This is a genomic window from Bacillus sp. CIS52 (genome assembly GCF_053545315.1).
This window is the reverse complement of record NZ_JBIUFR010000001.1, coordinates 1939915-1963423: the sequence shown is the minus strand read 5'-3', so window position 1 is coordinate 1963423 and position 23509 is coordinate 1939915. Positions and strand designations below refer to the sequence as shown.

Sequence of the window (23509 nt, the reverse complement as noted above, 5' to 3'; positions counted from 1 at the left end):
AAACGGTAAGGGGCCACCTCCTTCGTGTTAATTCTCATCACGACCATTTAAGAAAATCATCACAAAACGAAGCAGCTCGAATAATGAAACGAGCGCCGCAGCCACATACGTCAGCGCAGCGGCGTTCAGCACTTTATTCACGCCGTGTTCTTCACTGTTGCGAATGAATCCTTCCGACACGATAATCCGCTTCGCCCTCGCGCTGGCATTAAACTCGACAGGCAGTGTGACAAGCTGGAAAAAAACAGCGGCAGAAAACAAAATAATGCCGAGCCCGATTAAATTCAAGCTGCCAAGGAGCATTCCGCCCAAGAAAAGCAGAGGGGCGACCCCTGAGGCAAAATTGACGACCGGAAAAATTTTGTGCCTCAGCACAAGCGCGCCGTAAGATTCCTGGTGCTGCAAAGCATGTCCGACTTCATGGGAAGCGACGGAAATGGCGGAAATGGAGCGGCCGTAATATACCGGCTCAGATAAACGCACCACCCGCTCCGTCGGGTCGTAATGGTCTGTTAAAGTGCCTCTTACCGGTTCTACCGGCACATCATATAAACCGTTTATATCAAGAATCCGTCTTGCCGTTTCCGCCCCGGTCCGCTGACTGGAAGCTTCCACGTCTGAGTATTTCTGAAAATTACTTTTCACTTTAAATTGTGCCCAAAACGACAATCCCAATGCAGCAATTGTTAAAAAGACAAACAGCATATTATCCTCTTCCTTTTTCTCTTATATCGTACGATCTGCTTATATATTATTTTAATGATTGCCCGCTTTCCTGTACAGAAATCCGCTTCTTTTTTCTGACAGGAATCAATCCTCCGAGCAAAATCAGAACACATCCGGCCATTGCAGTATAAAACGAAAACGTGCCGACAGTCCCTTTTGCGAAAGCGACCCATGAAAAGCTGCCGGACATATGATCATATCCATTTAAATCGAAAATAAGCAATACGGCCGCTGAAGCGAGCAGCTGCGCTCCGGCCAGCGCCGCCAGCAGTTTTTGAATGACTGTCATCTGACTCACCCTTTTTCGGTCCGCTTTCTTTATCATATGAAAAAATGAAGGTGAATATGTTTTCGCTGATTTTTGAAAGACATCAAACGAACTGGGACATACTGTAATAAAAAAGATACAGGTGTGATCCATCATGAAAGTGACAAATGGCGAAAAAGAAAAGCTGAGCAATGCGATAGACAGAATGAATGAGGGGCTTGACGCCTTCATCCAGCTCTATAATGAATCGGAAAACGACGAACCTCTCATTCAGTTTGAGGATGAGACGGCCGATTTAATCAGACAGGCGCGTGACTCATACGGGCAGGAACAGCTGAATGAAAAATTAAACACCATTATTAAGCAGATTTTGTCCATCTCTTTGTCGAAAGAGGAGCAGGCCGAATGAAATCAAACCGTATCTTTATTTCCTGGCTGAGATGGCCGTTATATATCCGGATCGGACTGATCATTATCGCCTTGATCTTATTGTTCGGCCAATTGATTTACATGCTTGAACCGAAGCAATTCACGTCTGTGTTTGAAGGGGTTTGGTGGGCGGTAATTACGGTAGCCACGGTCGGTTACGGCGATTATGTTCCGCAGACGCCGCTCGGGCAGATTGCCGGCATGGTGCTTGTATTAAGCGGAGCGAGTTTTGTGACCGCCTATTTCGCCACGCTTTCTTCAGCCGTGTTCAGCAAACAGCACCGTTATATCGAAGGGAAGGTCGCCTTTAAAGGCAAGGGGCACGTCATTCTTATCGGATGGAATGAGAAGTCGCATATGCTGCTGAAAGAACTGCAGCACATTGCACCGTCAAAAACTGTCGTCCTGATTGATGATTCATTAAGGGAAGGGCCGCTTATTGAAAATGTCCATTTCATCCGCGGACATGCCGCTGATGACAGCACGCTCAATAAAGCGAATATTACGGAAGCTGATACCGTCATTCTGACAGCAGACCAGCAGAAAAATGAATCCGAAGCTGATATGCTTTCGGTATTAACGCTTCTCGCCATCAAAGGGCTGCATCCGTCCGTTTATTGTATCGTGGAAATTTTAACGGAACGGTATGTCAAAAACGCCGAACGTGCAGGAGCCAATAAGATTCTGTGCACATCACGCCTGTCGAGCCGGGTGATGTTTGAGCATTACCGGGTCAAGATGCAGCTTGCCAAGCCGCAGACGCTGTCCGACCTGACGCTGGAGAAAAAGGTTCGCATCATTCCCGTCCCCGAGGAATTAAAAGGCTCCTCTTATCATGATTGTGCGCGCTATTATCTCAAACGGAATACAACGATTATCGGCATACAAAAAGAAGAGGGGCCGATGCTGACCCCTCCTCTGTCATACCAAGTGCTCAGTACTGATCTTTTTTTGGCGCTTTAATGCAGCAGGACATCTTCCAGCTCTTTCACGAGCGAGATGCCGATATCTATATATGAGCGGTCAATTGCCGCATCCCGGCGTTTCGGCTCGGAGAATTGGTTGAATAATGATTCAAAAACTCCGCCCCCTGCTGCATCATCCGTTTCCTGCTGATAGACGTGCCTCAGCAAAAAGGGTGTGCCGATTGTAACGGCCGTTCCCCGTTCATCAAGGCGTCCTTTATTTGCTTCAACAGGGATACGGAGAAACAAATAGCCGTCCTGATCGGAAATTTTGTAATCAAAGAATCCCCGGTCATATTCCCAGCCGCCTCCGATGGTATAACCGATCGGTTTCAGCACCTGTTCCAATTCGCGGAGTAAAAAAGACTGTCCTTCAAGTGAAGATGGTATGCTGATCATGTAAATACGCTCCTTTTAGTCTTTAGCGTCCCCGGTCTGCGATATCTTCATACGGCTTCCGCAAAGAATCAGGAGCAGCAGACAGACGCTGAAAAGAGGTAACGGCGCATTCAATCAGAACATACGTCACAATTGCGGAGAGAGCGGCATCCGGCGAAATGAGGAAAACGACGGCATACAGACAGCACTTCGTAATGAGCGAATGCATCCGGCCCATCTTCAGTTTCAGCCGGACCATATCCGTAAACAAGCCGAGGGGAAGAGCGAAAAAAAAGATCGTTTGTAAGAGGGAAGCAGAGGACGGATTCAGCGCAAAAAAGACAATAGCGGCGGAACAGAAGGAAATGACGGTATGCTTACATAAGAGCCATGTCAATTCATCATCACACCTTTCACGGTTTAAAAAAGGCTGACCCGTCATGCGGGCCAGCCATTCTTTTTATTTCTCAAGGCGTTTTTCAAGCTCTGCTTTTTTCTCTTCAAAGCCCGGTTTGCCGAGAAGCGCGAACATGTTCACCTTGTAGGCTTCAACACCCGGCTGATCAAACGGGTTGACTCCGAGCAGATAACCGCTCATTGCCACCGCTTTTTCAAAGAAATAGACGAGATATCCAAATGTATATGCATTAAGCTCCGGAATGTTGACGATTAAGTTCGGCACTTTTCCGTCTGTATGAGCCAGCATCGTACCTTGGAACGCTTTTTTATTGACGAAATCGACCGTTTTGCCGGCTAAGTAGTTTAAGCCGTCGAGATCATTTTCCGCTTCTTCAATTGTCAGCTCATGCTTCGGTTTTTCTACGTTTAATACAGTTTCAAACAGATCGCGTCTGCCTTCCTGCACGTATTGGCCGAGAGAGTGAAGGTCTGTTGAGAAGTTAGCGGAGGAAGGATAAATTCCTTTCTCGTCTTTTCCTTCACTTTCACCGAAGAGCTGCTTCCACCATTCTGCAAAGTACTGCAGGGCTGGCTCATAGTTAATGAGCATTTCAATGGTTCTGCCTTTATTGTACAGAACGTTGCGGACGACGGCATATTGGTAAGCCGCATTCTCTTCTAATTCCGAGCTGGAAAAGTCTTTGCTTGCATCAAACGCGCCCTTCATCATTTCGTCGATATCAGCCCCGCTTACCGCAATCGGCAGAAGACCCACCGCAGTCAGAACGGAGAAACGCCCGCCGACATCATCAGGAATAACGAATGATTCGAAGCCTTCTTCGTTAGAAAGCGTTTTTAAAGCGCCGCGCTCTTTGTCAGTTGTCGCGTAAATCCGCGCTTTCGCTTCTTCTTTTCCGTATTTTTCTTCAAGAAGTTTGCGGAAAATCCGGAAAGCGATGGCAGGTTCCGTCGTCGTTCCTGACTTAGAAATGACATTGATAGAGAAATCAGCGTCTTCCAAAAGATCCATAACGTCTTTCATATAAGTTGAGCTGATATTGTTGCCGATAAAGATGACTTGAGGGTTTTTGCGTTTATCTTTCGGCAGGACATTATAGAAAGAATGGTTGAGCGCTTCAATCGCCGCGCGGGCGCCTAAGTATGAACCGCCGATTCCGACGACGAGAAGCACGTCTGAATCTGATTTGATTTTTTCAGCGCTTTTTTTAATGCGCGCAAATTCTTCTTTATCGTAGTTTTCAGGGAGGTCCACCCAGCCTAAAAAGTCGCTTCCGGCGCCTGTTTTTTCATGGATATTATGGTGTGCCGTTTTTACGAAATCACGTGCGTATGTAAGTTCATGTTCATTGAAAAAAGGTAACGCTCTTGAGTAATCAAAGCGTACATGCGTCATTTGCTTGTCCCTCCATCACGGTGAATTGTTTTCTCTTCCACTTTATATGAACTCTACCTCTAAATCAAGTCATGAAGAAGGCCTGACGGATACGGGATTTGCGCTAAAGACGCATTCATTTTTTCTTACAATATCTCGGTTTTGAGATAGGTATTGCACAGAACGTTATATTTGTATGCATGGTGAGAAGGATCACTAATCAGATGACGAAAAATGCAGTAAAGGTGAATGCACGCACGATAAATCAAATACTTCCATTTTTAAAAATAGTGTCTATATTTGGGTTATCATGTTAAGATGAAAATAATTTTAAACCGGGAGGTGATTTTATGACTAAAACCATTGGTCTTATTTGTGGAAGTTTACGAAAAAACTCGTATAATCGAGCAATTGCTCAATCATTGATTGACTTGGATCATTCGGCGCAATTTCGTTGGATTGAAATAGACCGTCTTCCTTTTTTTAACGAAGATTTAGAAATGGCCGGAGCGCCTGAATCCGTAACATCCTTTAGAGCAGATATACAAGATGTTGACGGCGTCATCATTGTAAGTCCAGAGTACAATTCCGGAATGCCGGGGGTTTTAAAAAATGCATTGGACTGGGCATCGAGACCGCGGACCTCTTCTGTGTTCAACAGAAAACCGGTTGGCTTAATCGGAGCAACCCCCGGAGGGTTCGGTACTGCCTTTAGCCAAATGCAAATGAGAGAAGTACTCGAAGCTATGCAAGTCAATGTGCTGCCCTTTCAAAAAATGCTGATTTCGCAAGTCCATGAGAAAATTGATTCCACTCAAAATATACTTACGGATGAACAAACAAACCGTTATCTTCAACGCTATTTACAACAGTTCATCCATTGGATTGATCATGCTCCGGTTCCCGTTCCAGATTAATAGAAGGATCATAACCCTCACTAAAAGTCACCTCAGAAGCTTTCTACATAATTCTTAGATGCCTTTGACAAACTTACTTAATGAATTTAAGGAGGATGATAAAATGTCTGATCTTTATTCCCGTCTTTCAAAAGATGATGCTGCTGTTCTTTTGGTGGATCATCAAACCGGCCTTATTTCCGGTCTAGTACGTGACTATGGTGTTGATGAATTTAAGAATAATGTATTGGCTCTTGGCGATACGGCTAAATTCTTTGATTTACCGGTTATTTTAACAACGAGTTTCGAAAATGGACCTAATGGCCCACTCATGCAGGAATTGACGGATCTCTTTCCTGATGCACCAAAAATAGCGCGTCCAGGACAAATTAATGCATGGGATAACGAAGATTTTGTGAAAGCCATTAAAGCGACTGAAAAAAAACAACTTATTATCGCAGGTGTAGTTACAGATGTCTGCGTTGCGTTCCCTGCACTTTCCGCAATCAAAGCAGGTTACGAAGTGTTTGTTGTGACAGATGCTTCGGGAACATTCAGTAAGCAAGTAGCAGATGCATCATTAACCCGTATGGCTCATGGGGGCGCACAGCTTATGAACTGGTTTAGTGTAGCATGCGAGTTACAACGTGATTGGCGCAACGATGTTGAAGGGTTTGGCGCATTAATTTCCAGTCATCTTCCTGGTTACCAAAACTTAATGGGGAGCTATATGGGGGCGCAGCGAGATCTTAGTACACAGAATGCATAAAAAAGAGCGCTGATTTAATCAGCGCTCTTTTTTATTCTTACTTTCCATAGTTGTTTCAGTGCAAGGAGTGTTTCACTTGCTCCTGATTCACTCATAGAAAATCCGATAGATCTGCAGGATGTGATCTTACAGAGACGCCTTCAGGATGGCAAGCACGTCATCTTTGTTCAGTTTTTGGAAATTGCCGAATCCGCCGTGTTCCATTTCTTTTGCGGCGATATCTGCGATCAGCTCAAGCTTGTCTTCGCCGATGTCATAATCCGCAAGACGGGACGGCGCACCGAGGCTTGACCAGAACGCTGATAACTTATCGATTCCTTCTAAAGCAATTTCTTTATCTGTTTTGCCTTCGGTATCAATGTCAAACATGTTGAGCATGAGGTTTTTAAAACGGTCTACATTTGTATCAAGCGTGTATCTCATCCAGTTCGGGAACAGAATCGCAAGTCCTCCCGCGTGAGGGATGTCATAAACCGCTGATACGGCGTGCTCCATCGTGTGGGAAGCCCAATCGCCGAAATAGCCCATTTGCAGCGTGCCGTTTAAAGCGATCGTACCCGCGTATAAAATCGTTTCGCGATGCTTGTAGTTCCCGAGGTCTTCCAAAAGTTTCGGCGCTGTTTCAATCACCGTCTGAAGCACCGCAAAGCACATTCTGTCCTGAAGCGGCGTATTTTCAACATTGTGGAAGTATTGTTCGAATACGTGGCTCATCATATCCACCATGCCGTATACGGTTTGGTTTTCCGGAACGCTGAATGTATTCTCAGGGTCTAAAATGGAGAAACGCGGATGAGTGACATCGCTGCCCCATACGTATTTTTCATTCGTTTCCCAATTTGTGATAACGGAATCAGGGTTCATTTCAGAGCCTGTCGCCGCAAGCGTCAGCACCGTGCCGAACGGAAGCGCGTCCTGTGCCGTTACTTTTTTGCTGTAAATGTCCCATGCGTCTCCGTCATACTTCGCTCCGGCCGCAATCGCTTTTGTACAGTCGATGACACTTCCGCCGCCGACTGCGAGAAGAAAATCAATTTCATGCTGTCTGCACAGCTCAATTCCTTTATTCACCGTTGCCAGACGCGGGTTCGGTTCAACGCCCGCAAGCTCATGAACGGCTGCGCCTTCTTCTTTTAAGATGCCTGTTACTTGGTCATACAGGCCGTTTCGCTTAATGCTGCCGCCTCCGTATACAAGCAGCACGTTTTTCCCGTATTGTTTCAGCTCTTTTTTCAATTGGTCGATTTGACCTTTTCCGAAAATCAGTTTCGTCGGATTGTAGTACGTAAAGTTCTCCATTTATCATAACCTCCAAAAAAATCGTAAGGGAATTACTATAACACAGAAAAAAAGGAGCTGCCAGTTCGGCCGCCCCCTTTATTCTATTACAATGATGCCTTCAGTATCGCAAGCACATCTTCTTTCTGAAGTGATTTGAACTGTCCGAATGCGCCGTTTGCCATCGCTTTATCTGCAATCGTATCCAGCTTTTCATCTGAAATATCATAATCAGCGAGTCTGTTCGGAGCGCCGAGGCTCGTCCAGAAAGCAGACAGCTTGCTGATCCCTTCAAGCGCGATCTCTTCATCTGATCTGCCTGCCTCGTCAATATCAAAAACACGGACGGCAAGCTGCTTAAAGCGGGCCGGATTTTCTTTGAGCACATGTCTCATCCAGTTCGGGAACAGGATCGCTAAACCTCCGGCGTGCGGGATATCGTACACCGCTGACACCGCATGCTCGATGTTGTGTGTAGCCCAATCCCCTCTTGCGCCCATTGACAGCATTCCGTTTAATGCGATGGTGCCTGTATATAAAATGGTTTCACGAAGCTCATAGTTCTCCAGATCATTGATCAGCTTCGGCGCTGTTTCAATCACCGTGCGCAGAAGTGATTCACACATCCGGTCCTGATACGGCGTGTTTGACGTGTGGTGGAAATATTGTTCAAACACATGGCTCATCATATCGACCATGCCGTAAATGGTGTGGTCTTTCGGAACGGTAAATGTGTTTACCGGATCAAGAATAGAGAATTTAGGATAAACGAGCGGGCTTCCCCATCCGTATTTCTCCTGTGTCTCCCAGTTTGTGATCACTGATCCGGCGTTCATTTCCGAACCGGTCGCCGCAAGTGTCAGCACTGTTCCGAACGGCAGCGCTTCTTTCGGCTGGTGTTTTTTCGTGACGATATCCCACGCATCACCATCATATTTAGCGCCCGCGGCGATGGCTTTCGTGCAGTCAATGACACTTCCGCCGCCGACGGCCAATAAGAAATCGATGTTGTTTTCTTTACAGAGCGCAACACCTTTGTTCACCGTTGAGACACGCGGATTCGGCTCTACGCCTGCCAATTCATGTACCGTAACTCCTGCTTTTTTCAGCAGCTCGGTTACTTGATCATAAAGACCGCTGCGCTTAATGCTGCCGCCTCCGTATACGAGCAGCACGTTTTTTCCGTACGGCTTGATTTCTTCCGGAAGCTTTTCAACCTCTCCCTTTCCGAAAATCAATTTTGTCGGATTCCAATATGTAAAGTTTTGCATGACATCTCCTCCTTTGGATTTATATTATGCAGAAAGTTGACGTTCAATGTAAAGCAATCCGCTTTTTTGACGGCACATCACACGGTTTCATGACAGCGGGTTCACGGGAAAGGCACTGGTACAGCATGAGACAGGATGCGATTTTCACGCCGGAGAATGAAGAATGTATAGTTTCTTTGCTTTGTCACAATCTATAACTGTTTCACGAATTCATAGAGGAGGTTGTTTACATGAGTGTTATTCAGCGGATCTGTCTTGTTTTAACCATTATCGGCGCGATTAACTGGGGACTGATCGGATTTTTCCAATTTGATTTAGTAGCAGCCATCTTCGGCGGCCAAGGATCAGCTCTGTCGCGGATTATTTACGGCCTTGTCGGCATCGCCGGTCTCATCAATCTCGGCCTGCTGTTTAAGCCGAACGAAGAAACATCCCGCGAGGAAGCGGCAAATCCAGAAGTCAGATAAACATAAAAAAAGCACCGAACATACATATCCGGTGCTTTTTTTGATGCTTATTTTTTGATAAGGTCTTTGCGGTTAGACTGTTCGATCCACTCTTCAAGCTTATCTTTCAATGTGTTGAAACCTTGCGGAGCAGATGTTTCTTCAGAAACTTGAGCCGCTTTCGGTTTTCTTGGCTTGCTTTCTTTTCTTTCAGGCGCTGCTTGAGTCGCACGGATAGAAAGGCTGATTTTACCTTTTTCTTCGTCAACTGCAAGAACTTTTACTTGTACTTCGTCACCGATAGAAAGGTGCTCGTTAATGTCTTTTACGAAACCGTGAGTGACTTCAGAAATGTGAACAAGTCCTTGAGTTTCTTCATCTAATGCAACAAACGCACCATACGCTTGTAATCCTGTTACTTTACCAGTGTAAACACTGCCCACTTCAAATTTTGCTGCCATTCATAACAACTCCTAAGTTAAATTAAATACAGTTTATACGCAATTTAAAATTATATCATACAAGTTTGTTTTTCGCAAAGGGAACTTTTTTGTATGATGATGTTTAAGCACAGAAAAAGGTGGGTATACTATGATTACGAAGGCTTTCTAGTATTCCCCCCCTTTTATTTGGATGCGAACCGGGTTCGTATCTTTTTTTATGCCCTTTTTTCAACAAACCGTTTGATTCTGACGAGCGCTTCCTGAATCTGCTCAATAGATGTTGCATAGGAGCATCTGATGTACCCTTCGCCGCTCGGGCCGAATACATTCCCCGGAACGACGGCTACTTTTTCTTCAAGAAGCAGCTGTTCCGCGAACTCTTCTGAACTCATGCCTGTCGATTGAATGGAAGGAAAAGCGTAAAACGCTCCGCCGGGATGGTGGCAGCCGAGTCCGATTTCGTTCAGTGTTTCCACAATCAGATTTCGGCGTCTCCGATAGCTTTTTTTCATTCGTTCGACGTCTTCCTGACCGTTTTTCAAACCTTCAAGCGCGGCGTACTGCGCCATAGAAGGCGCGCACATCATCGCGTGCTGATGAATTTTGAGCATGGCATCCCTGATTACGGGAGGCGCCGCCGTAAATCCGAGTCTCCATCCCGTCATGGCAAATGCTTTGGAGAACCCTGAAATCAGAATCGTCCGCTCCTTCATGCCGCGGATGGCCCCCATGCTCGTGAATGGCTCATCATACGTCAGCTCGGCATAAATTTCATCGGAAAGCACGATCAAGTCATGTTTTTCAGCGAAAGCAGCGATGGATTCAAGTTCTTCTTTCGAATAGACGGAACCGGTCGGGTTTGACGGCGAGCAAAGAAGCAGCGCTTTCGTTTTGTCCGTCAGGGCCGCTTCAAAATCGGCCGGGGATGCTTTGAAACCTTTTGCAGCGACAGTCTGAATCGGCACCGGCTTCGCCCCCGTCAGCGTCACGAGTGATTCATATGCGACAAAACACGGTTCGGGAATTAACATTTCCTCTCCGGGATTCATAATGGCGCGGACAGCGAGATCAAGCGCCTGGCTTGCCCCTACCGTAACGATCAGTTCACTGTCAGGCGAATAATTCAGGCCGAACCGCTGATCTAAATAGCGGCTGATCTCTTCTCTCAATTCATAAAGACCCGCATTTGCGGTATAAGCCGTGTAGCCCTGTTCTAAAGAAAGAATACTCGCTTCCCTCACGTTCCAAGCCGTCACAAAGTCAGGCTCTCCCACTCCCAGTGAAATGACGCCTTCCATCGTAGCGGCCAGATCAAAGAATTTGCGGATGCCTGACGGTTTAATCTGCTGCACATAATCCGATAAATAAGAAGTCTTCGTTTCCATTTACGGAGACACCACGATTCTTTTGTCATCGTCTCCGCTTTCAAAGACTTTGCCGTCATGCTTATATTTTTTCAGGATGAAGTGCGTTGTCGTGGAAACGACAGACTCAAGGGTGGACAGTTTTTCAGAAACGAAGCTCGCCACGTCTGACATCGTATTGCCGCGGATGACGACAGATAAGTCATACACCCCTGACATCAGGTACACTGATTCGACTTCCTGGAATCTGTATATCCGTTCAGCAACTTCATCAAAGCCGACATTTCGTTTCGGAGTGACTTTTACGTCAATCATCGCCGTGACGCCTTCCAGCCCGTCAACTTTGCGCCAGTCGATCATCGCCGCATAATCAATGATGACTTTTTCCTTTTCAAGCTTTTCAATGATGCTTTTGACTTCATCGGCGGGAATGTTCGCCATTTTGGCGATCGTTTCCGCATCAACGCGGCTGTTTTCGTCTAAAATTTCTAATATTTCTGTTTCTTTTTCGGTCAGCTTCATACGTTTCACACCTTTGCTTTATCAAAAATCTTCATGACATTATATCATGATTTTCGACAAATGCTAAGAAAAACCCGCAAGAAACCAGAGCTAAAATCTGACAATTAAAAAGCCATTACACTACAACACAGAAAGGACGGAGAAGACGCTCATGGAAGCTGTTTCACCGATTAAACGGGCCGCGATACACGGAGTTGAGCTGTATTACGAGCATTATGAGAATCCCGGCAGACAGACGCTCGTCTGCGTGCACGGTTTTTTATCTTCGGCTTTCAGCTTCAGAAAACTGATTCCGCTGCTCAGAAACCATTATGATATTATCGCCGTTGACCTGCCTCCTTTCGGACAATCGGAAAAGTCACGGACGTTCGTATACACTTATGCAAACCTCGCCAAGCTTCTGATCGGACTTTTGGAAAAGCTCAATATCAGCCGGGCCGGGCTCGTCGGCCATTCGATGGGCGGCCAGATTTCCTTATCCGCGTCTTTGCTTAAACCCGAGCTTTTTACTAAAATCGTCCTGCTGTGCAGCTCGGGGTATTTAAAACGCTCGCATCCGTCGATTATAGTCGGAACGCATATCCCTTGTTTTGACCTGTATCTTAAGTATTGGCTTTCAAAAGACGGCGTGCTGAAAAACCTGTTAAATGTCGTGCACGACCGGACGCTTATCGACCAGGAAATGATTGATGGTTATGAAAAACCATTTACAGACCGCCAGATTTTCAAAGCGATGACAAGGTTCATCAGACACAGGGAGGGCGATTTGGACTCTGAGGATTTGAAGAAAATACAAAACCCCGCTCTTTTAATATGGGGGGAAGAAGACCGGGTCGTGCCGGTTTCAGTCGGAAAACGGCTTCATCACGACCTGCCGGATTCTATTTTATATTCGCTTAAAAATACGGGGCACCTCGTCCCCGAAGAGCGTCCTGAGTTTGTTTCAGAGCGGATTTTTGAATTTGTCCAATAAAAAAACCGGCGTTTCAGCCGGTTTTAAGGGGTGCAGGAGCTGCTTTCTTTTATGAGCAGAAGCTGCGCGGCGGCCTTTTGACAGTCTTCGATCGGAAGCTTTTGTTCAAATGAAACTTCAAAGATGTCCTGTATGGCTTCTGCCAGCTTGCCGGCGCTGTCTTCACGATATACGGCCTGAACGATATCGACAGCTTCTGTCTCATAAAATTCTTCTCCATATTTAAACGGGTCCCACTTGGCAATGATTTTCATCATTTCCATGACCGCTTGGCTTTCTTCCATTTTCATCACCGCTTATAATAAAGTTTGAAAATCTATTTTATCATAGATACGATGTGAAAAATAATGATACAACAGGAGTGACATACATGAACTTTGACCTTCGAGAAAACCGCTTTGGCACTCAATCGGTGAAATGGGACAAGGCGGAAGCGTTATTCGGCGTATCGGACGCACTTCCGATGTGGGTGGCCGATATGGATTTCCGCGCTCCCGAAGCAGTCACAGAGGCATTAAAAGCCCGTCTTGACCATGGCATATTCGGTTATACGTCTCCTGACGAAAACACAAAAAAAGCCGTCGCTTCATGGCTTGATACACGGCACGGCTACCGGCCAGATCCCGCAAGCATCACGTTCAGCCCCGGAGTTGTGACGGCGCTCAGCATGGCCGTCCAGGCCTTTACCGAACCGGGAGATGAGGTTTTGATCCAGTCACCGGTATATACGCCTTTTTATCAGATGATCGAAGAAAACAAACGGCAGGTTTTACATAATCCTTTACGGGAAGAAAATGGAATCTACCGCATGGATTTTGAGGACCTTGAGAAAAAGCTGAGCGATTCAGGAGTTAAGCTGATGATTCTCTGTAATCCGCACAATCCGTCCGGCAGAGCGTGGAGCCGGGATGAGCTTTTGAAGCTCGGATCACTGTGCGCCGCCCATAACGTCACCGTCGTTTCTGACGAGATTCACTCCGACTTGATGCTGTACGGAAAACCGCACACGCCTTTTGCTTCTCTGTCTGAGGATTTTGCGCGGATTTCCGTTACTTGTGTCGCGCCGAGCAAGACGTTTAATATTGCCGGCCTTCAGGCATCGGCCATTATCATTCCTGATCGGTATAAGCGGGCGAAATTCTCCGCGGCATTGCATCGGAACGGGATCTCCAATCTCAACACATTTGCGGTTGCAGCAATCGAAGCGGCTTATACAAAGGGAGGCCCTTGGCTTGACGCGCTGATTCCTTACATTGAGGGAAATATGAAATTAGCTGAGGACTTTTTTAAAAAAGAATTGCCGAAAGTCCGCATGATGAAGCCTGATGCTTCCTATTTGATCTGGATGGATTTCAGCGAATACGGATTTTCAGACGCCGAGCTCAAAAAAAGAATGCTCAAAAAAGGGAAAATCATTTTAGAACCGGGAACGAAATACGGGCCGGGCGGCGAAGGATTTATGAGACTCAATGTCGGCTGTTCAGCCGCAGCTGTAAAAGAAGGGCTTGAGAGAATCAAAGCAGCGCTTGCTTCATAATGTAAAGGACGCCTTTATCAGAAGAGATGAGGGCGTTCTCTTTAGAGAAATATATACTTTTTTTGCCGGTAAAGATGTTATAATAGGTTCATATTTACATAAGAAAGGATTTCGCATAAATGGAGATTGTAAAGGATTATCTGCTTCACTTCTCTTTTCTTTTATTTCCTATTTTTCTCTATCAAGTCTTCTGGCTCAGCAAGCCCGATTTGCTTGTGCCGAGAGCGAACCGCCTGCTGGTCGCCGTATTTGCAGCGGCATCTTCATTATTATGTACGGCTTTTCCCATCCAGGAGCTTCATTCCGTCCGTTTCGGATTGCAGCTGATTCCCATTATCGTCTGCCTGCTTTATTCCGGAACTGCCGCAGGACTTGCCGCAGGAGCAGCGTCTGTTTTGTTCCAGCTCATATGGTTTGAACCTTCCGCTCTTTTTTTCTTATCCTTAATTCCTTTTTTAATCATCATCTCTATCCAGCTCCAAACGAAATGGCCCTTTTTTTCAAAGCGGAAGAAACTGATTTTCGCTCTTCTCATCGGCTGTACTGAAGCCGCCTTATTAACCGCATCTGTCTTCATCTATTCCGTGACCAATATTTTCAACTTTCAAAATCTATCTTCCGTATATTATGAGGCGGGAGTATCCGTTTTTTTTCAGATCAGCGCTCTTGTGCTGTGCATTTATTTGATTGAAATCATTGATGAGAATGCGTCCATGCGGGCAAGGCTGATTCACTCAGAGAAAATGGCTGTTGTCAGCGAGCTTGCGGCAAGCGTCGCACACGAAGTCCGCAATCCGCTCACGGTCGTCAGAGGTTTCGTGCAGCTGCTGTTCAGCGGCGATCAGCTTCAGGATAAATCACACGCCGGGTATCAGAAGCTTGTGCTGTCCGAACTTGACCGGGCTCAGACGATCATAACGAATTATCTGGATATGGCGAAGCAGGATGATTATGAAAAAGAAAAGTTTGATATTTCTCTGCTTGTGAAGGAAACTGGTTCCTTAATGGAGTCATACGCCAATTTTAAATCGGTGACCGTTACTGTTCGAAGCGAGCCGGATTTATATGTGTTCGGGGATGTGAAAAAACTAAAACAAGCCTTCATTAATCTGATTAAAAACAGTATTGAAGCCGTGCCTTCTGAAAACGGCCATATCGAGGTCTCCGTCCAAAAACAGGAACAGATGATTCTCATTCAGATTACGGATAATGGAATCGGCATGTCCGACGAAGAACTTCAAAAACTCGGCAAGCCGTATTATACGCTGAAGACTAACGGCACTGGACTTGGGCTTACTGTGACATTCTCCATTATTCAGCATCATGAAGGCTCCGTCTATTTCACCAGCGGAGAGCACTCGGGCACCACGGCCTCTGTCAGGCTTCCGGCAGCTGTTCTCTAGCCAATCGCGTTGATCTTATATAGAATAAACAGAGAGGTGAACGCAATGAATTCATTTGAAATCGGCACAATCGTAAAAGGGTTTTATAAAACAGGAGTATACATAGGGGAAGTGACAGACGTCAGGCCCAATCACTATTTAGTAAAAATTAAAGCCGTTCTGACGCATCCCGCTCAAGGAGATCTTCATCATCCGAAGCAGGCCGATGTTCCGTTTTTTCATGAAAGAAGAGCGCTGGCATTCGGAGAACAGACAAACATACCGCATCATATGGTCAAACCGTTTGAAGGCGAAGTTCCTGATTATACGGCTTCCTTACAAGCGGCGGCTGCCCGGCTGAAAGATCAGCTCACAGCGGACGGCTCAGAATGGGCGAAACGTTCGCTCGCCAACTTGGCCGTGTTAGAGCGCGACTATTTTAAAAGACTATGACCCAGTCGGCATGATTGGGTTTTTTTATGTGGCCCGGCGAAACAGTTCAGTCAGATCGACGCGATCGCCGATCGTCGGAGGTTTCGGTTTTTCAAGGTATTGTTTATCCCGTTCGACAAGCTTGAATAATTTATAAGTCGTCTGCGCATCATCAAGCGCTTTATGATGTGTGCCCGTCCCTTTATCGCCATACTCTTCAGCCGCTTTCCAAAGCCCGGTCAGAGTTCTGTCTCCGAAGAAGTTTTTATATTCAAGGGACAAATCCCGGAGTTCTCCTTTAAATGGAAAGGGGATGTGGTTAAACATGCAATTTTGCTTTAACACTTTCATATCCATATTGCCCCAGGTGACGATCGTGCAGTTTTTATCAGGGTCAAGCTCATTTAATTTTCGGATGAATTCATTAAACGTGATTCCGCCGTCCACGTCTTTTTGAGTGATGTTCAGAAAGGTTTTGCATCGTTTTGTCAGCTTCGGAAATTTTTTCGGTTTGATATAACTCGAAAACGTTTCAGTCACTTCATCATTCACTGTCTTGACAATCCCCGCTTCAATAATTTCGGGAAAGAAATTTTGCGGGCTGTATTTTCCGTCAGGCATCGTAAATTCAAAATCAATAATGAGAAGACTGCGCTGATCCACTTTTTTACACCTGCCTTTCCTCCGATCAAAAATGATATTTTATGATAGTATATCAGTTTCCCCTCTGAAACTTTCTTCATTTTCTAAAAATAATGAATTTTCCTATATCCGCATCGAAAATACAAATACCGGATTCATTCCTATATACTTATAATTAGACACACGAAAAGTAAAGAAGGTGATGTTATTTCTGTCCGTAAGAAGAACTTCGTCGTCATTTGGATTACAAATTTCTTTATTTCCGCCAGCATGACTATGATTGTTCCGTTTCTTTCGTTATATATTGAAACGATCAGCCCCCATTCGGGCGGGTATGTGCAGAGATGGAGCGGTTATGTGTTCGGCGTCACGTTTTTAATGGCGTTTGTGATTTCCCCGTTTTGGGGAAGATTCGGCGATAAGCGCGGCTACAAAAAAATTCTCTTGATTACAGGCACCGGCATTGCCGTCAGCATTTTATTGATGGGGTTTGTGACATCGGTTTATCAGCTGTTTGTCCTCCGGCTGCTTATGGGCCTTGTCACGGGCTTTGTTCCGACATCACTGGCGATGATTTCGGCGCAGACGCCGAAAGAGACTGCCGGGAAAACACTCGGCACGCTGCAGATGGGTCAAGTGTCAGGCACTTTATTCGGACCGATGCTGGGCGGGCTGCTTGCTGACAGCTTCGGGTTTACGTACACGTTTTTTATTACGTCTTTTGTCATTTTCGCATCTGTGCTTCTCGTTTTATTTCAGGTCAATGAGCAGCCGCTCGGCGAGAAACAAAGCAAGCGGAAAACCTACTCCAGAAAACAGGTGCTCTCTTATATTTTTCACCAGCCCGCGCTTTGGGCGATGATGGTGCTTACTATGATCGTGCAGACCGGCAATTTCAGTATTCAGCCGCTTCTCGCTTTATATGTTAATGAGCTGCACGGACCTGTTAATTTAGCCTTTTTCTCCGGAATGGCGTTTTCTGCGACCGGACTCGGAAGCTTGCTGCTGGCCCGGAAATGGGGAGACCTCGGCGACCGCTTCGGCCACAGCCGGATCTTAATCGTGCTTTTGATTGCCTCAGCGGTGTTTTTTATTCCGCAGGCGCTCGCCTCCTCCCTTTCCATCCTTTTAGTCTTCAGATTTCTGTTCGGGATGGTCATGGGCGGGACGCTGCCTTGTATTACGGCAGCGATCCGCGTCAGGGCGCCGGGCAGCATTCAGGGGGAGGTGCTCGGCTATAACGTCAGCTTTCGTTTTCTCGGAAACGTAATCGGCCCTCTGCTCGGCGGTGCGGTATCGAGCGGTTTTTCCATTTCGGCCGCTTTCTACGTCACCGCTTTTCTCTTTTTGGCAGGCGCGGGGCTTTTATGGCTGGCCGGACATTTGCAAAAAGATACAGCGTCTGATGCGGGCTGACCGATCAGCAATTACGATTTCTTCTAAATTTAACCTTCTCGTATTCTTAAAAGAATGATACGATATGGCTAGAAATCAGGAGAAAAGAGAGTGACCATGGTACGTAAAATAATCGGATGGATTTTGCTGCTCGGCATTATCCCGTTGTTTGCATTTACAGTTATTGCTTCCGGCAAAGAGGTAAAACAAATCAAGCCTTTTGATCAGGTGCTCGATAAACATATTGATTTAAAAGCGATCAACCTGGTTCAAAACAGTTACATGTATGACAGGGACGGAAGCCTTGTTTCTGAGATTGTCAGCGATCATGAGAACCGCGTGATCGTGCCCTTTAATAAAATACCGAATGAGGTAAAACAGCTGTTTTTAACCTCTGAAGACCGTCATTTTTATGAGCATAAAGGGTTTGACTTTATGGGGATGGTCAGAGCGGCCGCCTCCAATTTTAAAGATCATAAAATTGACCAGGGCGCCAGCACCATCACCCAGCAGCTGGCGAGAAATGTGTATTTAAGCCATGAACGCACCTTCAGCCGAAAACTGACGGAGCTGGCCTATTCCTATCAGCTTGAGAAAAAATACAGCAAAGATGAGATTTTGGAAGGCTACTTAAATACGATTTATTTTAATAACGGTGTATACGGTGTCGGTTCGGCGGCACAATTTTATTTCAGCAAGCCGCTGAAATCTCTCACCTTGGGAGAAATGGCCTTTATCTGCGCCATCCCTAATAACCCTACATTATATGATCCTCTCAAGCATTTTGACTATACGAAAAAACGACAAGTCAGATTGCTTAACGGATTAAAAAAAGCGGGTGTCATATCCGGAAAACAGCTGAAAAAAGCCGAAAAGGAAAAGATCAAGCTTGATATAAACGAAAAAACAAACAAATATCCTGACTATGTTTCCTATGTAAATGATGAATTCACACAGCTTGTTTCATCATCTGAAGGCTATGACAAACGCCTTGAAAAAGCTTCCGGAAAGGCGAAACAAAAAATACAGAGTGAGCTTTCCGATAGAGTCGGCACATTGTTAAAAGACGGTGTGAAGATTTATACGGCGCTGAATCCGTATATGCAAAATCAGGTCGTCGCCCAAGTGAATCAAAATCTGCCGTATGCAGGCGTTCAGGGCGGAGCGGCCGTGATTAATCATCAGACGCATCAGATTATCGCGCTTTCAGGCGGGAAAGATTATCATAAATATGATTTCAACCGCGCCTATCAGGCATACAGACAGCCCGGTTCATCCATTAAGCCGCTGCTTGATTACGGGCCTTACATTGAAAAGACCGGCGCAACGCCACACAGCAAGATTGACGCAAGCAAATTCTGCAGTGCGGATTACTGCCCGCAGAACTATAATAACCGCACGTACGGGACGGTTACGCTGGAAACGGCGTTTAAATACTCGTACAATACACCGGCCATCAGAATCATGGACCGCGTGGGCGTCAATAAGGCGTTCAGCTATCTTGAACCGTTTCATTTCGCGAAGCTGGTCAGCGCGGATTACCGTCTGCCTGCGGCGCTTGGCGGTTTTACAAACGGCATGACGCCGCTTGAAATGACCAATGCGTACACCACGTTCGGAAACAACGGCGTTTATACGCCGAGTCACGCAATTACGAAAGTGACTGATTTAAAAGGAAAAACGATATTAAAATGGAAAGATGAGCCGACGCAGGTATTCAGCGTGCGGACCAACATGCAGATCAAAGAAATGATGAAAGCCGTCGTGAAAAGCGGAACAGGGAAAAAAGCGAACTTTAAAGCTCCGTACGTCGGCGGAAAATCAGGGACGTCAAATGACTATCACGATATGTGGTTTGTCGGCCTGACGGATGCTTACACGATGGGGGTATGGGTCGGCAAGGATACACCGTCAAGCGTCGAATATCTACATGACGCAAGCCCTCAGCTTTCGATCTGGAAAAACACGCTGCAGGCAGCTTATTAAAGATAATGGAGGGGATCCGACTTGAAACCAGCTCAGCTTCCGGACCGCGTGCTTTTGTTTGACGGCGTCTGCAACTTATGCAGCGGCGCCGTTCAATTCATCATTAAACGCGATCCGGCCGGCCTGATCTCATTTGCATCATTGCAATCAGATACCGCCCGGGAGCTTTTGGCATCAGAAGGACTTCCGACAGAACAATTTGACAGCATGATTTTTATCGAAAACGGGCGGATCTACAAAAAATCCGCAGCCGTATTAAAGGCTGCCCGGCATCTCTCCGGGGCCTGGCGGCTGTCAGCGGTTTTTTTCGCAGTGCCCCGCCCTCTCAGGGACAGAGCTTATTCTTTCATCGCCCGGCGCCGTTATAAATGGTTCGGAAAGAAGGAAGCATGCATGCTCCCCTCCCCTGAGATCAAAAACCGATTTCTATCCTAATAAAAATGGCTAGCTTACACAGGTAAGCTAGCCATTATGCTATTATAAAGCTTGATAAAGATGTACAAAATACCGATAACAAAAGTAAACCAAAACAGAATCTCAAGCAATATGAAACCGATCAGCGAAACGACCGAGAGCGTTGAATAGATTCTGTACACCATGAAGATCAAATAAACGAGCGTGACAACGGCAAAAAACGCCGCAATCCAGAAACCATTCTGCACAAGCGCAAAGGAAAGAATTCCGCCGCCTACATAAATTAAAGAGCCTAATCTGATTTTTTTCAGGTTTTCCCCTTCAGGGTCATTTGTGAAAAACAATAGAGACAGCTCTGTCACTGTGTTTGCAATCAGCTTCAAAGCCGAAAAAAGCATAAAATACACAAGGGCGAACGCTGCAAAAAGCGCCAGTCTGATCCCTTTCTCAGAGAAATAATCCAGCATTCCCTGATACATGCCGAGCGTCTGAAGCATTTTCATGACATAAAGCGAGGTAGAAATGGATAATGACGAACTAAAAAGCAGAATCGCAACGAGCGGAAAATAACCCGTCCAATAAGTATTTTTCATATAAAAAGTCCCTTTCTGTAATCTACTTCACTTATTATGGAGGACTTAAAACACATTGACAAGATAAAAAATTCCATTTTTCCTCACTTTTACGAAATAAGAGCCCGATCTTCACAAACCGGCTTTTTCGGAGTAAAGTAGAACGCGGGAATGATAAACGTAAGGAAGGCTGTCATGAAAAAAACATTAAAATTGCAAACCCGATTAACGATATTCGTCTGTATTGTCGTTCTTATCGCACTTTGTATCACCTTTTTCACCATCAGCGTCCAGACCGCAGACCGCGTGAAAGAAGAAGAACGGACAACCGCCCTGCGCACCGCAAAGCTGGTCGCGGAAACACCGAGTGTCGCGCAGGCATTGCAAACAAGAAAAGGGCTGAAAGAGCTCCGGCACTATACACTGGATGTCCAGCATACGACAGGAACCGAATTTGTCGTGGTGATGGATATGAACAGCATCCGTCTCACCCACCCCGACGCAAATAAAATCGGCAAGAAATTCACCGGCGGAGACGAGCAGCCGGCGATGCACGGCCATATCAAAACGAGCACATCAGCGGGAACGCTCGGGAAATCCATGAGAGCCTTCGTTCCGATCTACGGAAAAGATAAAAAACAAGTGGGCGTCGTTTCGGTCGGAATTTCGCTTAACAAAATACAGGATGTCGTCAGCCACAGTTTGAGACCGCTTTATTTCATTATCTGCGTAAGTATTTTTGTCGGCGTTATAGGAGCCGTCATTGTCGCCCGCACCGTTAAAAACATTATGTACGGTCTTGAGCCTTATGAAATTGCCACTCTGCTGGAAGAGCGGAGCGCCATGCTCGAATCCACGAAGGAAGGCATCCTCGCGGTTGACGCGCGGGGAAAAATTAAGCTCGCCAATGCCGAAGCGAAACGCCTCTTTATTAAAATGGGTATTCCGACTAATCCGGTTGATCAAGATGTGAACGATATTCTTCCGAAAAGCCGGCTGAAGCAGGTGATTGAAACGAAAAAACCGCTTCAGGACAGGGATATCCGCATTAACGGACTTGAGCTTGTTTTTAATGAGGTTCCGATTCATCTGAAAGGACAAACCGTCGGAGCGATCGCCACTTTCAGGGACAAAACGGAGGTCAAACATTTAGCAGAACAGCTGTCCGGTGTTAAAATGTATGCAAACGCATTAAGAGCACAGTCCCATGAATTCATGAATAAGCTTCATGTCATTTTAGGACTTGTCCAGTTAAAAGAATATGATGATCTCGGCACTTATATTAAGGATATCGCCATTCAGCAGAAGACGGAAACAAGCGAGATTATCAGCGATGTCAAAAGTCCGGTTCTTGCAGGGTTTCTGCTGGGAAAACAAAGCTATATACGCGAACAGGGCGCTGACCTGGACATTCAGCTTGGCAGCCTGATTCCGAATGCGGCGGATCCCGCCGTCATCCATGAGCTCATTACGATTATCGGAAATCTGCTGAACAATGCGCTTGACGCGGTGGCGCAGATGCCGAAAAAAAACATTACGTGTTCGATGCGGTTTCAGGATCGACTGCTTGATATAGAAATTACGGACACCGGGGCCGGAATGTCCGCCGAAGACCAAACCCGTATTTTTGAACAAGGCTATTCCACGAAAGGGACAAACCGGGGATTCGGTCTCTATTTTACCCAGCAGGCAACAGAAAATTTAAAAGGCCACATGATTGTGACAAGTGAAAAGAATGAAGGAACGACTTTCAGTCTTCGCATTCCGTATGAACCGAAGGAGGAAAATGATGATTAATGTACTCATAGTTGAAGACGACCCCATGGTGGGTGAATTAAATAAACGCTATCTCAGCCAGATTGAAGGCTTTCAGCTGAAAGGGATCGCTTCATCCTTTCAAAGCGCGCTGCACGTGTTAAGCGAGCATCATATCGACCTCATCCTCCTTGACATTTATATGCCGGGAAAAAACGGTCTTGAGCTTTTAACGGAAATCCGCAAACAAAATGAATCGGTCGATGTCATCGTCATTTCAGCTGCAAGCGAGCTGGATGTCATCAAAAAAACACTTCGGTACGGCGCCGTCGATTATTTAATCAAACCATTTGAGTTTGACCGCTTTCAAACCGCCCTTTCCGACTACAGACGCAAGCAGAAGGTTTATCAATCACACAGAAGCATGACACAGAAAGAATTAGATGCGGAGCTTTTTCAAAAGAAAGTAGCGGCGGAAAAGGTTCACCTTCCGAAAGGACTGACAAAAAGCACGCTTAAACTCATTTGGGCGAGCATCGAATCTTTCGGCGACAGCTCTTTTACTACGGAAGACCTCGCCAAGCATACTGAAATCTCGCAAGTCTCCATCCGGAAATACCTTAAATTTCTTGAAGACATTCAAGTGCTGAACGTAGAGATGGCGTACGGCACGATCGGCAGACCCGTCTTTCAATACCATATCAACACCGGCAATGTCAGCACCATAAAACAATATTTATAATGTCAAAAGCGCCGTTCCGCCGTGAACGGTGCTTTTTACTGTCATATCCCCTGACAAAAGGCTTGAGATTCCGTTTTGATATGCTATATAAGAATAATGACCCGACGGAGCCGCCTATGATTTATCCAAATG

The 23509-nt window shown here is 46.0% G+C and carries 27 protein-coding genes; 14 read left to right on the top strand and 13 right to left on the bottom strand.

From position 1 onward, the window contains the following. Positions 1-27: 27 nt before the first annotated feature. The gene (locus ACH32G_RS09620) at positions 28-705 is read right to left on the bottom strand and encodes a zinc metallopeptidase (protein ID WP_007408641.1); all 678 of its coding nucleotides are present in this window, start codon (positions 703-705) and stop codon (positions 28-30) included. A gap of 46 nt (positions 706-751) precedes the next feature. Further along, on the bottom strand, positions 752-1015 hold the full coding sequence (locus ACH32G_RS09615) for a hypothetical protein (protein WP_095241424.1): 264 nt from the start codon (positions 1013-1015) through the stop codon (positions 752-754). Between the two features lie 133 nt (positions 1016-1148). Between ACH32G_RS09615 and ACH32G_RS09610 the strand changes: the two genes are divergently transcribed. Together ACH32G_RS09610 and ACH32G_RS09605 are read left to right on the top strand one after the other, a co-directional pair. Beyond that, the gene (locus tag ACH32G_RS09610; RefSeq protein WP_016938151.1) at positions 1149-1403 is read left to right on the top strand and encodes a protein mistic; all 255 of its coding nucleotides are present in this window, start codon (positions 1149-1151) and stop codon (positions 1401-1403) included. Then, entirely contained in the window at positions 1400-2386 is a 987-nt protein-coding gene (locus tag ACH32G_RS09605) for a potassium channel family protein (protein WP_448814259.1), read from the top strand. The genes ACH32G_RS09610 and ACH32G_RS09605 overlap by 4 nt, the downstream gene beginning before the upstream one ends. Here ACH32G_RS09605 and ACH32G_RS09600 read toward each other — a convergent pair. The 3 genes from ACH32G_RS09600 to ACH32G_RS09590 are packed head-to-tail and all read right to left on the bottom strand — an operon-like array spanning position 2383 to position 4579. Further along, positions 2383-2787, bottom strand: coding sequence for a YugN-like family protein (locus ACH32G_RS09600; protein ID WP_016938149.1), 405 nt, complete (start codon positions 2785-2787; stop codon positions 2383-2385). The genes ACH32G_RS09605 and ACH32G_RS09600 overlap by 4 nt on opposite strands. A 22-nt stretch (positions 2788-2809) precedes the next feature. Beyond that, positions 2810-3208, bottom strand: a complete 399-nt coding sequence (locus ACH32G_RS09595) for a transporter (RefSeq protein ID WP_448814258.1) — start codon at positions 3206-3208, stop codon at positions 2810-2812. Positions 3209-3226: 18 nt separating this feature from the next. Continuing rightward, positions 3227-4579: a glucose-6-phosphate isomerase gene (locus ACH32G_RS09590; RefSeq protein WP_016938147.1), complete on the bottom strand. Its 1353-nt coding sequence runs from the start codon at positions 4577-4579 to the stop codon at positions 3227-3229. Between the two features lie 329 nt (positions 4580-4908). Here ACH32G_RS09590 and ACH32G_RS09585 point away from each other — a divergent pair, with 329 nt between their 5' ends. Both ACH32G_RS09585 and ycaC read left to right on the top strand, forming a co-directional pair. Next, the gene (locus ACH32G_RS09585) at positions 4909-5475 is read left to right on the top strand and encodes an NADPH-dependent FMN reductase (RefSeq protein WP_064778704.1); all 567 of its coding nucleotides are present in this window, start codon (positions 4909-4911) and stop codon (positions 5473-5475) included. Between the two features lie 103 nt (positions 5476-5578). Then, positions 5579-6223, top strand: coding sequence for an isochorismate family cysteine hydrolase YcaC (gene ycaC / locus ACH32G_RS09580; RefSeq protein WP_064778703.1), 645 nt, complete (start codon positions 5579-5581; stop codon positions 6221-6223). A 126-nt stretch (positions 6224-6349) separates the two neighbouring features. Here the strand turns inward: ycaC and ACH32G_RS09575 are convergent, their stop codons facing one another. Further along, positions 6350-7522 carry an iron-containing alcohol dehydrogenase gene (locus tag ACH32G_RS09575; protein WP_198698066.1) on the bottom strand — a complete coding sequence of 391 codons (1173 nt, stop codon included), beginning with the start codon at positions 7520-7522 and terminating at the stop codon, positions 6350-6352. An 86-nt stretch (positions 7523-7608) separates the two neighbouring features. Beyond that, positions 7609-8772, bottom strand: a complete 1164-nt coding sequence (locus ACH32G_RS09570) for an iron-containing alcohol dehydrogenase (RefSeq protein WP_016938143.1) — start codon at positions 8770-8772, stop codon at positions 7609-7611. Between the two features lie 230 nt (positions 8773-9002). Here ACH32G_RS09570 and ACH32G_RS09565 point away from each other — a divergent pair, with 230 nt between their 5' ends. Continuing rightward, entirely contained in the window at positions 9003-9239 is a 237-nt protein-coding gene (locus ACH32G_RS09565; protein ID WP_003152104.1) for a DUF378 domain-containing protein, read from the top strand. Positions 9240-9286: 47 nt separating this feature from the next. Here the strand turns inward: ACH32G_RS09565 and yugI are convergent, their stop codons facing one another. The 3 genes from yugI to ACH32G_RS09550 all read right to left on the bottom strand — a co-directional run bounded on the left by yugI (position 9287) and on the right by ACH32G_RS09550 (position 11547). Further along, complete coding sequence (gene yugI, locus ACH32G_RS09560; protein ID WP_003152102.1) at positions 9287-9679, bottom strand: S1 domain-containing post-transcriptional regulator GSP13; 393 nt, start codon at positions 9677-9679, stop codon at positions 9287-9289. Positions 9680-9876: 197 nt separating this feature from the next. Further along, entirely contained in the window at positions 9877-11046 is a 1170-nt protein-coding gene (locus ACH32G_RS09555) for an aminotransferase (RefSeq protein WP_095241419.1), read from the bottom strand. After that, the gene (locus ACH32G_RS09550) at positions 11047-11547 is read right to left on the bottom strand and encodes an Lrp/AsnC family transcriptional regulator (protein ID WP_016938141.1); all 501 of its coding nucleotides are present in this window, start codon (positions 11545-11547) and stop codon (positions 11047-11049) included. It abuts the gene before it with no gap. Positions 11548-11698: 151 nt separating this feature from the next. On the opposite strand from ACH32G_RS09550, the gene ACH32G_RS09545 reads away from it, so the two are divergent. After that, positions 11699-12520 carry an alpha/beta fold hydrolase gene (locus ACH32G_RS09545; protein ID WP_448814257.1) on the top strand — a complete coding sequence of 274 codons (822 nt, stop codon included), beginning with the start codon at positions 11699-11701 and terminating at the stop codon, positions 12518-12520. Positions 12521-12543: 23 nt separating this feature from the next. Here the strand turns inward: ACH32G_RS09545 and ACH32G_RS09540 are convergent, their stop codons facing one another. Then, positions 12544-12804, bottom strand: a complete 261-nt coding sequence (locus tag ACH32G_RS09540; RefSeq protein ID WP_045925833.1) for a DUF1871 family protein — start codon at positions 12802-12804, stop codon at positions 12544-12546. A gap of 86 nt (positions 12805-12890) precedes the next feature. On the opposite strand from ACH32G_RS09540, the gene ACH32G_RS09535 reads away from it, so the two are divergent. From ACH32G_RS09535 to ACH32G_RS09525, 3 genes are all read left to right on the top strand, one after another. Beyond that, positions 12891-14057, top strand: coding sequence for a MalY/PatB family protein (locus tag ACH32G_RS09535; RefSeq protein WP_448814256.1), 1167 nt, complete (start codon positions 12891-12893; stop codon positions 14055-14057). A 119-nt stretch (positions 14058-14176) separates the two neighbouring features. Then, on the top strand, positions 14177-15460 hold the full coding sequence (locus ACH32G_RS09530; protein ID WP_448814255.1) for an ATP-binding protein: 1284 nt from the start codon (positions 14177-14179) through the stop codon (positions 15458-15460). Positions 15461-15505: 45 nt separating this feature from the next. After that, the gene (locus tag ACH32G_RS09525) at positions 15506-15892 is read left to right on the top strand and encodes a kinase-associated lipoprotein B (RefSeq protein WP_047476997.1); all 387 of its coding nucleotides are present in this window, start codon (positions 15506-15508) and stop codon (positions 15890-15892) included. Between the two features lie 24 nt (positions 15893-15916). Here the strand turns inward: ACH32G_RS09525 and kapD are convergent, their stop codons facing one another. Further along, the gene (kapD, locus tag ACH32G_RS09520) at positions 15917-16534 is read right to left on the bottom strand and encodes a 3'-5' exonuclease KapD (RefSeq protein WP_029575323.1); all 618 of its coding nucleotides are present in this window, start codon (positions 16532-16534) and stop codon (positions 15917-15919) included. A gap of 150 nt (positions 16535-16684) precedes the next feature. Here kapD and ACH32G_RS09515 point away from each other — a divergent pair, with 150 nt between their 5' ends. The 3 genes from ACH32G_RS09515 to ACH32G_RS09505 all read left to right on the top strand — a co-directional run bounded on the left by ACH32G_RS09515 (position 16685) and on the right by ACH32G_RS09505 (position 20329). Then, a complete protein-coding gene (locus ACH32G_RS09515; RefSeq protein WP_076982538.1) occupies positions 16685-17929 on the top strand; it encodes a multidrug efflux MFS transporter in 1245 nt (414 codons plus the stop codon). Between the two features lie 90 nt (positions 17930-18019). After that, positions 18020-19894 (top strand): transglycosylase domain-containing protein, encoded by a 1875-nt coding sequence (locus ACH32G_RS09510; protein WP_016938134.1) that lies wholly within the window; start codon positions 18020-18022, stop codon positions 19892-19894. A 21-nt stretch (positions 19895-19915) separates the two neighbouring features. Further along, positions 19916-20329, top strand: a complete 414-nt coding sequence (locus ACH32G_RS09505) for a thiol-disulfide oxidoreductase DCC family protein (protein WP_016938133.1) — start codon at positions 19916-19918, stop codon at positions 20327-20329. Positions 20330-20343: 14 nt separating this feature from the next. On the opposite strand, the gene ACH32G_RS09500 is transcribed toward ACH32G_RS09505, so the two are convergent. After that, positions 20344-20901, bottom strand: a complete 558-nt coding sequence (locus tag ACH32G_RS09500) for a YufK family protein (protein WP_045925838.1) — start codon at positions 20899-20901, stop codon at positions 20344-20346. Positions 20902-21075: 174 nt separating this feature from the next. Between ACH32G_RS09500 and malK the strand changes: the two genes are divergently transcribed. Both malK and ACH32G_RS09490 read left to right on the top strand, forming a co-directional pair. Beyond that, a complete protein-coding gene (gene malK, locus ACH32G_RS09495; RefSeq protein WP_064778698.1) occupies positions 21076-22677 on the top strand; it encodes a malate sensor histidine kinase MalK in 1602 nt (533 codons plus the stop codon). Beyond that, entirely contained in the window at positions 22670-23377 is a 708-nt protein-coding gene (locus tag ACH32G_RS09490) for a response regulator (protein WP_016938130.1), read from the top strand. The genes malK and ACH32G_RS09490 overlap by 8 nt, the downstream gene beginning before the upstream one ends. The last annotated feature ends 132 nt before the right edge of the window (positions 23378-23509 follow it).

Bases quoted from the DNA above. Each gene is read 5' to 3' on its own strand.
- ACH32G_RS09620 (WP_007408641.1), bottom strand. From the start codon at position 705: ATGCTGTTTGTCTTTTTAACAATTGCTGCATTGGGATTGTCGTTTTGG.
- ACH32G_RS09610 (WP_016938151.1), top strand. From the start codon at position 1,149: ATGAAAGTGACAAATGGCGAAAAAGAAAAGCTGAGCAATGCGATAGAC.
- ACH32G_RS09595 (WP_448814258.1), bottom strand. From the start codon at position 3,208: ATGACGGGTCAGCCTTTTTTAAACCGTGAAAGGTGTGATGATGAATTG.
- ACH32G_RS09570 (WP_016938143.1), bottom strand. From the start codon at position 8,772: ATGCAAAACTTTACATATTGGAATCCGACAAAATTGATTTTCGGAAAG.
- ACH32G_RS09540 (WP_045925833.1), bottom strand. From the start codon at position 12,804: ATGGAAGAAAGCCAAGCGGTCATGGAAATGATGAAAATCATTGCCAAG.
- ACH32G_RS09585 (WP_064778704.1), top strand. From the start codon at position 4,909: ATGACTAAAACCATTGGTCTTATTTGTGGAAGTTTACGAAAAAACTCG.
- ACH32G_RS09600 (WP_016938149.1), bottom strand. From the start codon at position 2,787: ATGATCAGCATACCATCTTCACTTGAAGGACAGTCTTTTTTACTCCGC.
- ACH32G_RS09530 (WP_448814255.1), top strand. From the start codon at position 14,177: ATGGAGATTGTAAAGGATTATCTGCTTCACTTCTCTTTTCTTTTATTT.
- ACH32G_RS09535 (WP_448814256.1), top strand. From the start codon at position 12,891: ATGAACTTTGACCTTCGAGAAAACCGCTTTGGCACTCAATCGGTGAAA.
- ACH32G_RS09590 (WP_016938147.1), bottom strand. From the start codon at position 4,579: ATGACGCATGTACGCTTTGATTACTCAAGAGCGTTACCTTTTTTCAAT.
- ACH32G_RS09605 (WP_448814259.1), top strand. From the start codon at position 1,400: ATGAAATCAAACCGTATCTTTATTTCCTGGCTGAGATGGCCGTTATAT.
- ACH32G_RS09525 (WP_047476997.1), top strand. From the start codon at position 15,506: ATGAATTCATTTGAAATCGGCACAATCGTAAAAGGGTTTTATAAAACA.
- ACH32G_RS09545 (WP_448814257.1), top strand. From the start codon at position 11,699: ATGGAAGCTGTTTCACCGATTAAACGGGCCGCGATACACGGAGTTGAG.
- malK (WP_064778698.1), top strand. From the start codon at position 21,076: ATGAAAAAAACATTAAAATTGCAAACCCGATTAACGATATTCGTCTGT.
- ACH32G_RS09575 (WP_198698066.1), bottom strand. From the start codon at position 7,522: ATGGAGAACTTTACGTACTACAATCCGACGAAACTGATTTTCGGAAAA.
- ACH32G_RS09490 (WP_016938130.1), top strand. From the start codon at position 22,670: ATGATTAATGTACTCATAGTTGAAGACGACCCCATGGTGGGTGAATTA.
- ACH32G_RS09500 (WP_045925838.1), bottom strand. From the start codon at position 20,901: ATGAAAAATACTTATTGGACGGGTTATTTTCCGCTCGTTGCGATTCTG.
- ACH32G_RS09550 (WP_016938141.1), bottom strand. From the start codon at position 11,547: ATGAAGCTGACCGAAAAAGAAACAGAAATATTAGAAATTTTAGACGAA.
- ycaC (WP_064778703.1), top strand. From the start codon at position 5,579: ATGTCTGATCTTTATTCCCGTCTTTCAAAAGATGATGCTGCTGTTCTT.
- ACH32G_RS09615 (WP_095241424.1), bottom strand. From the start codon at position 1,015: ATGACAGTCATTCAAAAACTGCTGGCGGCGCTGGCCGGAGCGCAGCTG.
- ACH32G_RS09555 (WP_095241419.1), bottom strand. From the start codon at position 11,046: ATGGAAACGAAGACTTCTTATTTATCGGATTATGTGCAGCAGATTAAA.
- ACH32G_RS09565 (WP_003152104.1), top strand. From the start codon at position 9,003: ATGAGTGTTATTCAGCGGATCTGTCTTGTTTTAACCATTATCGGCGCG.
- yugI (WP_003152102.1), bottom strand. From the start codon at position 9,679: ATGGCAGCAAAATTTGAAGTGGGCAGTGTTTACACTGGTAAAGTAACA.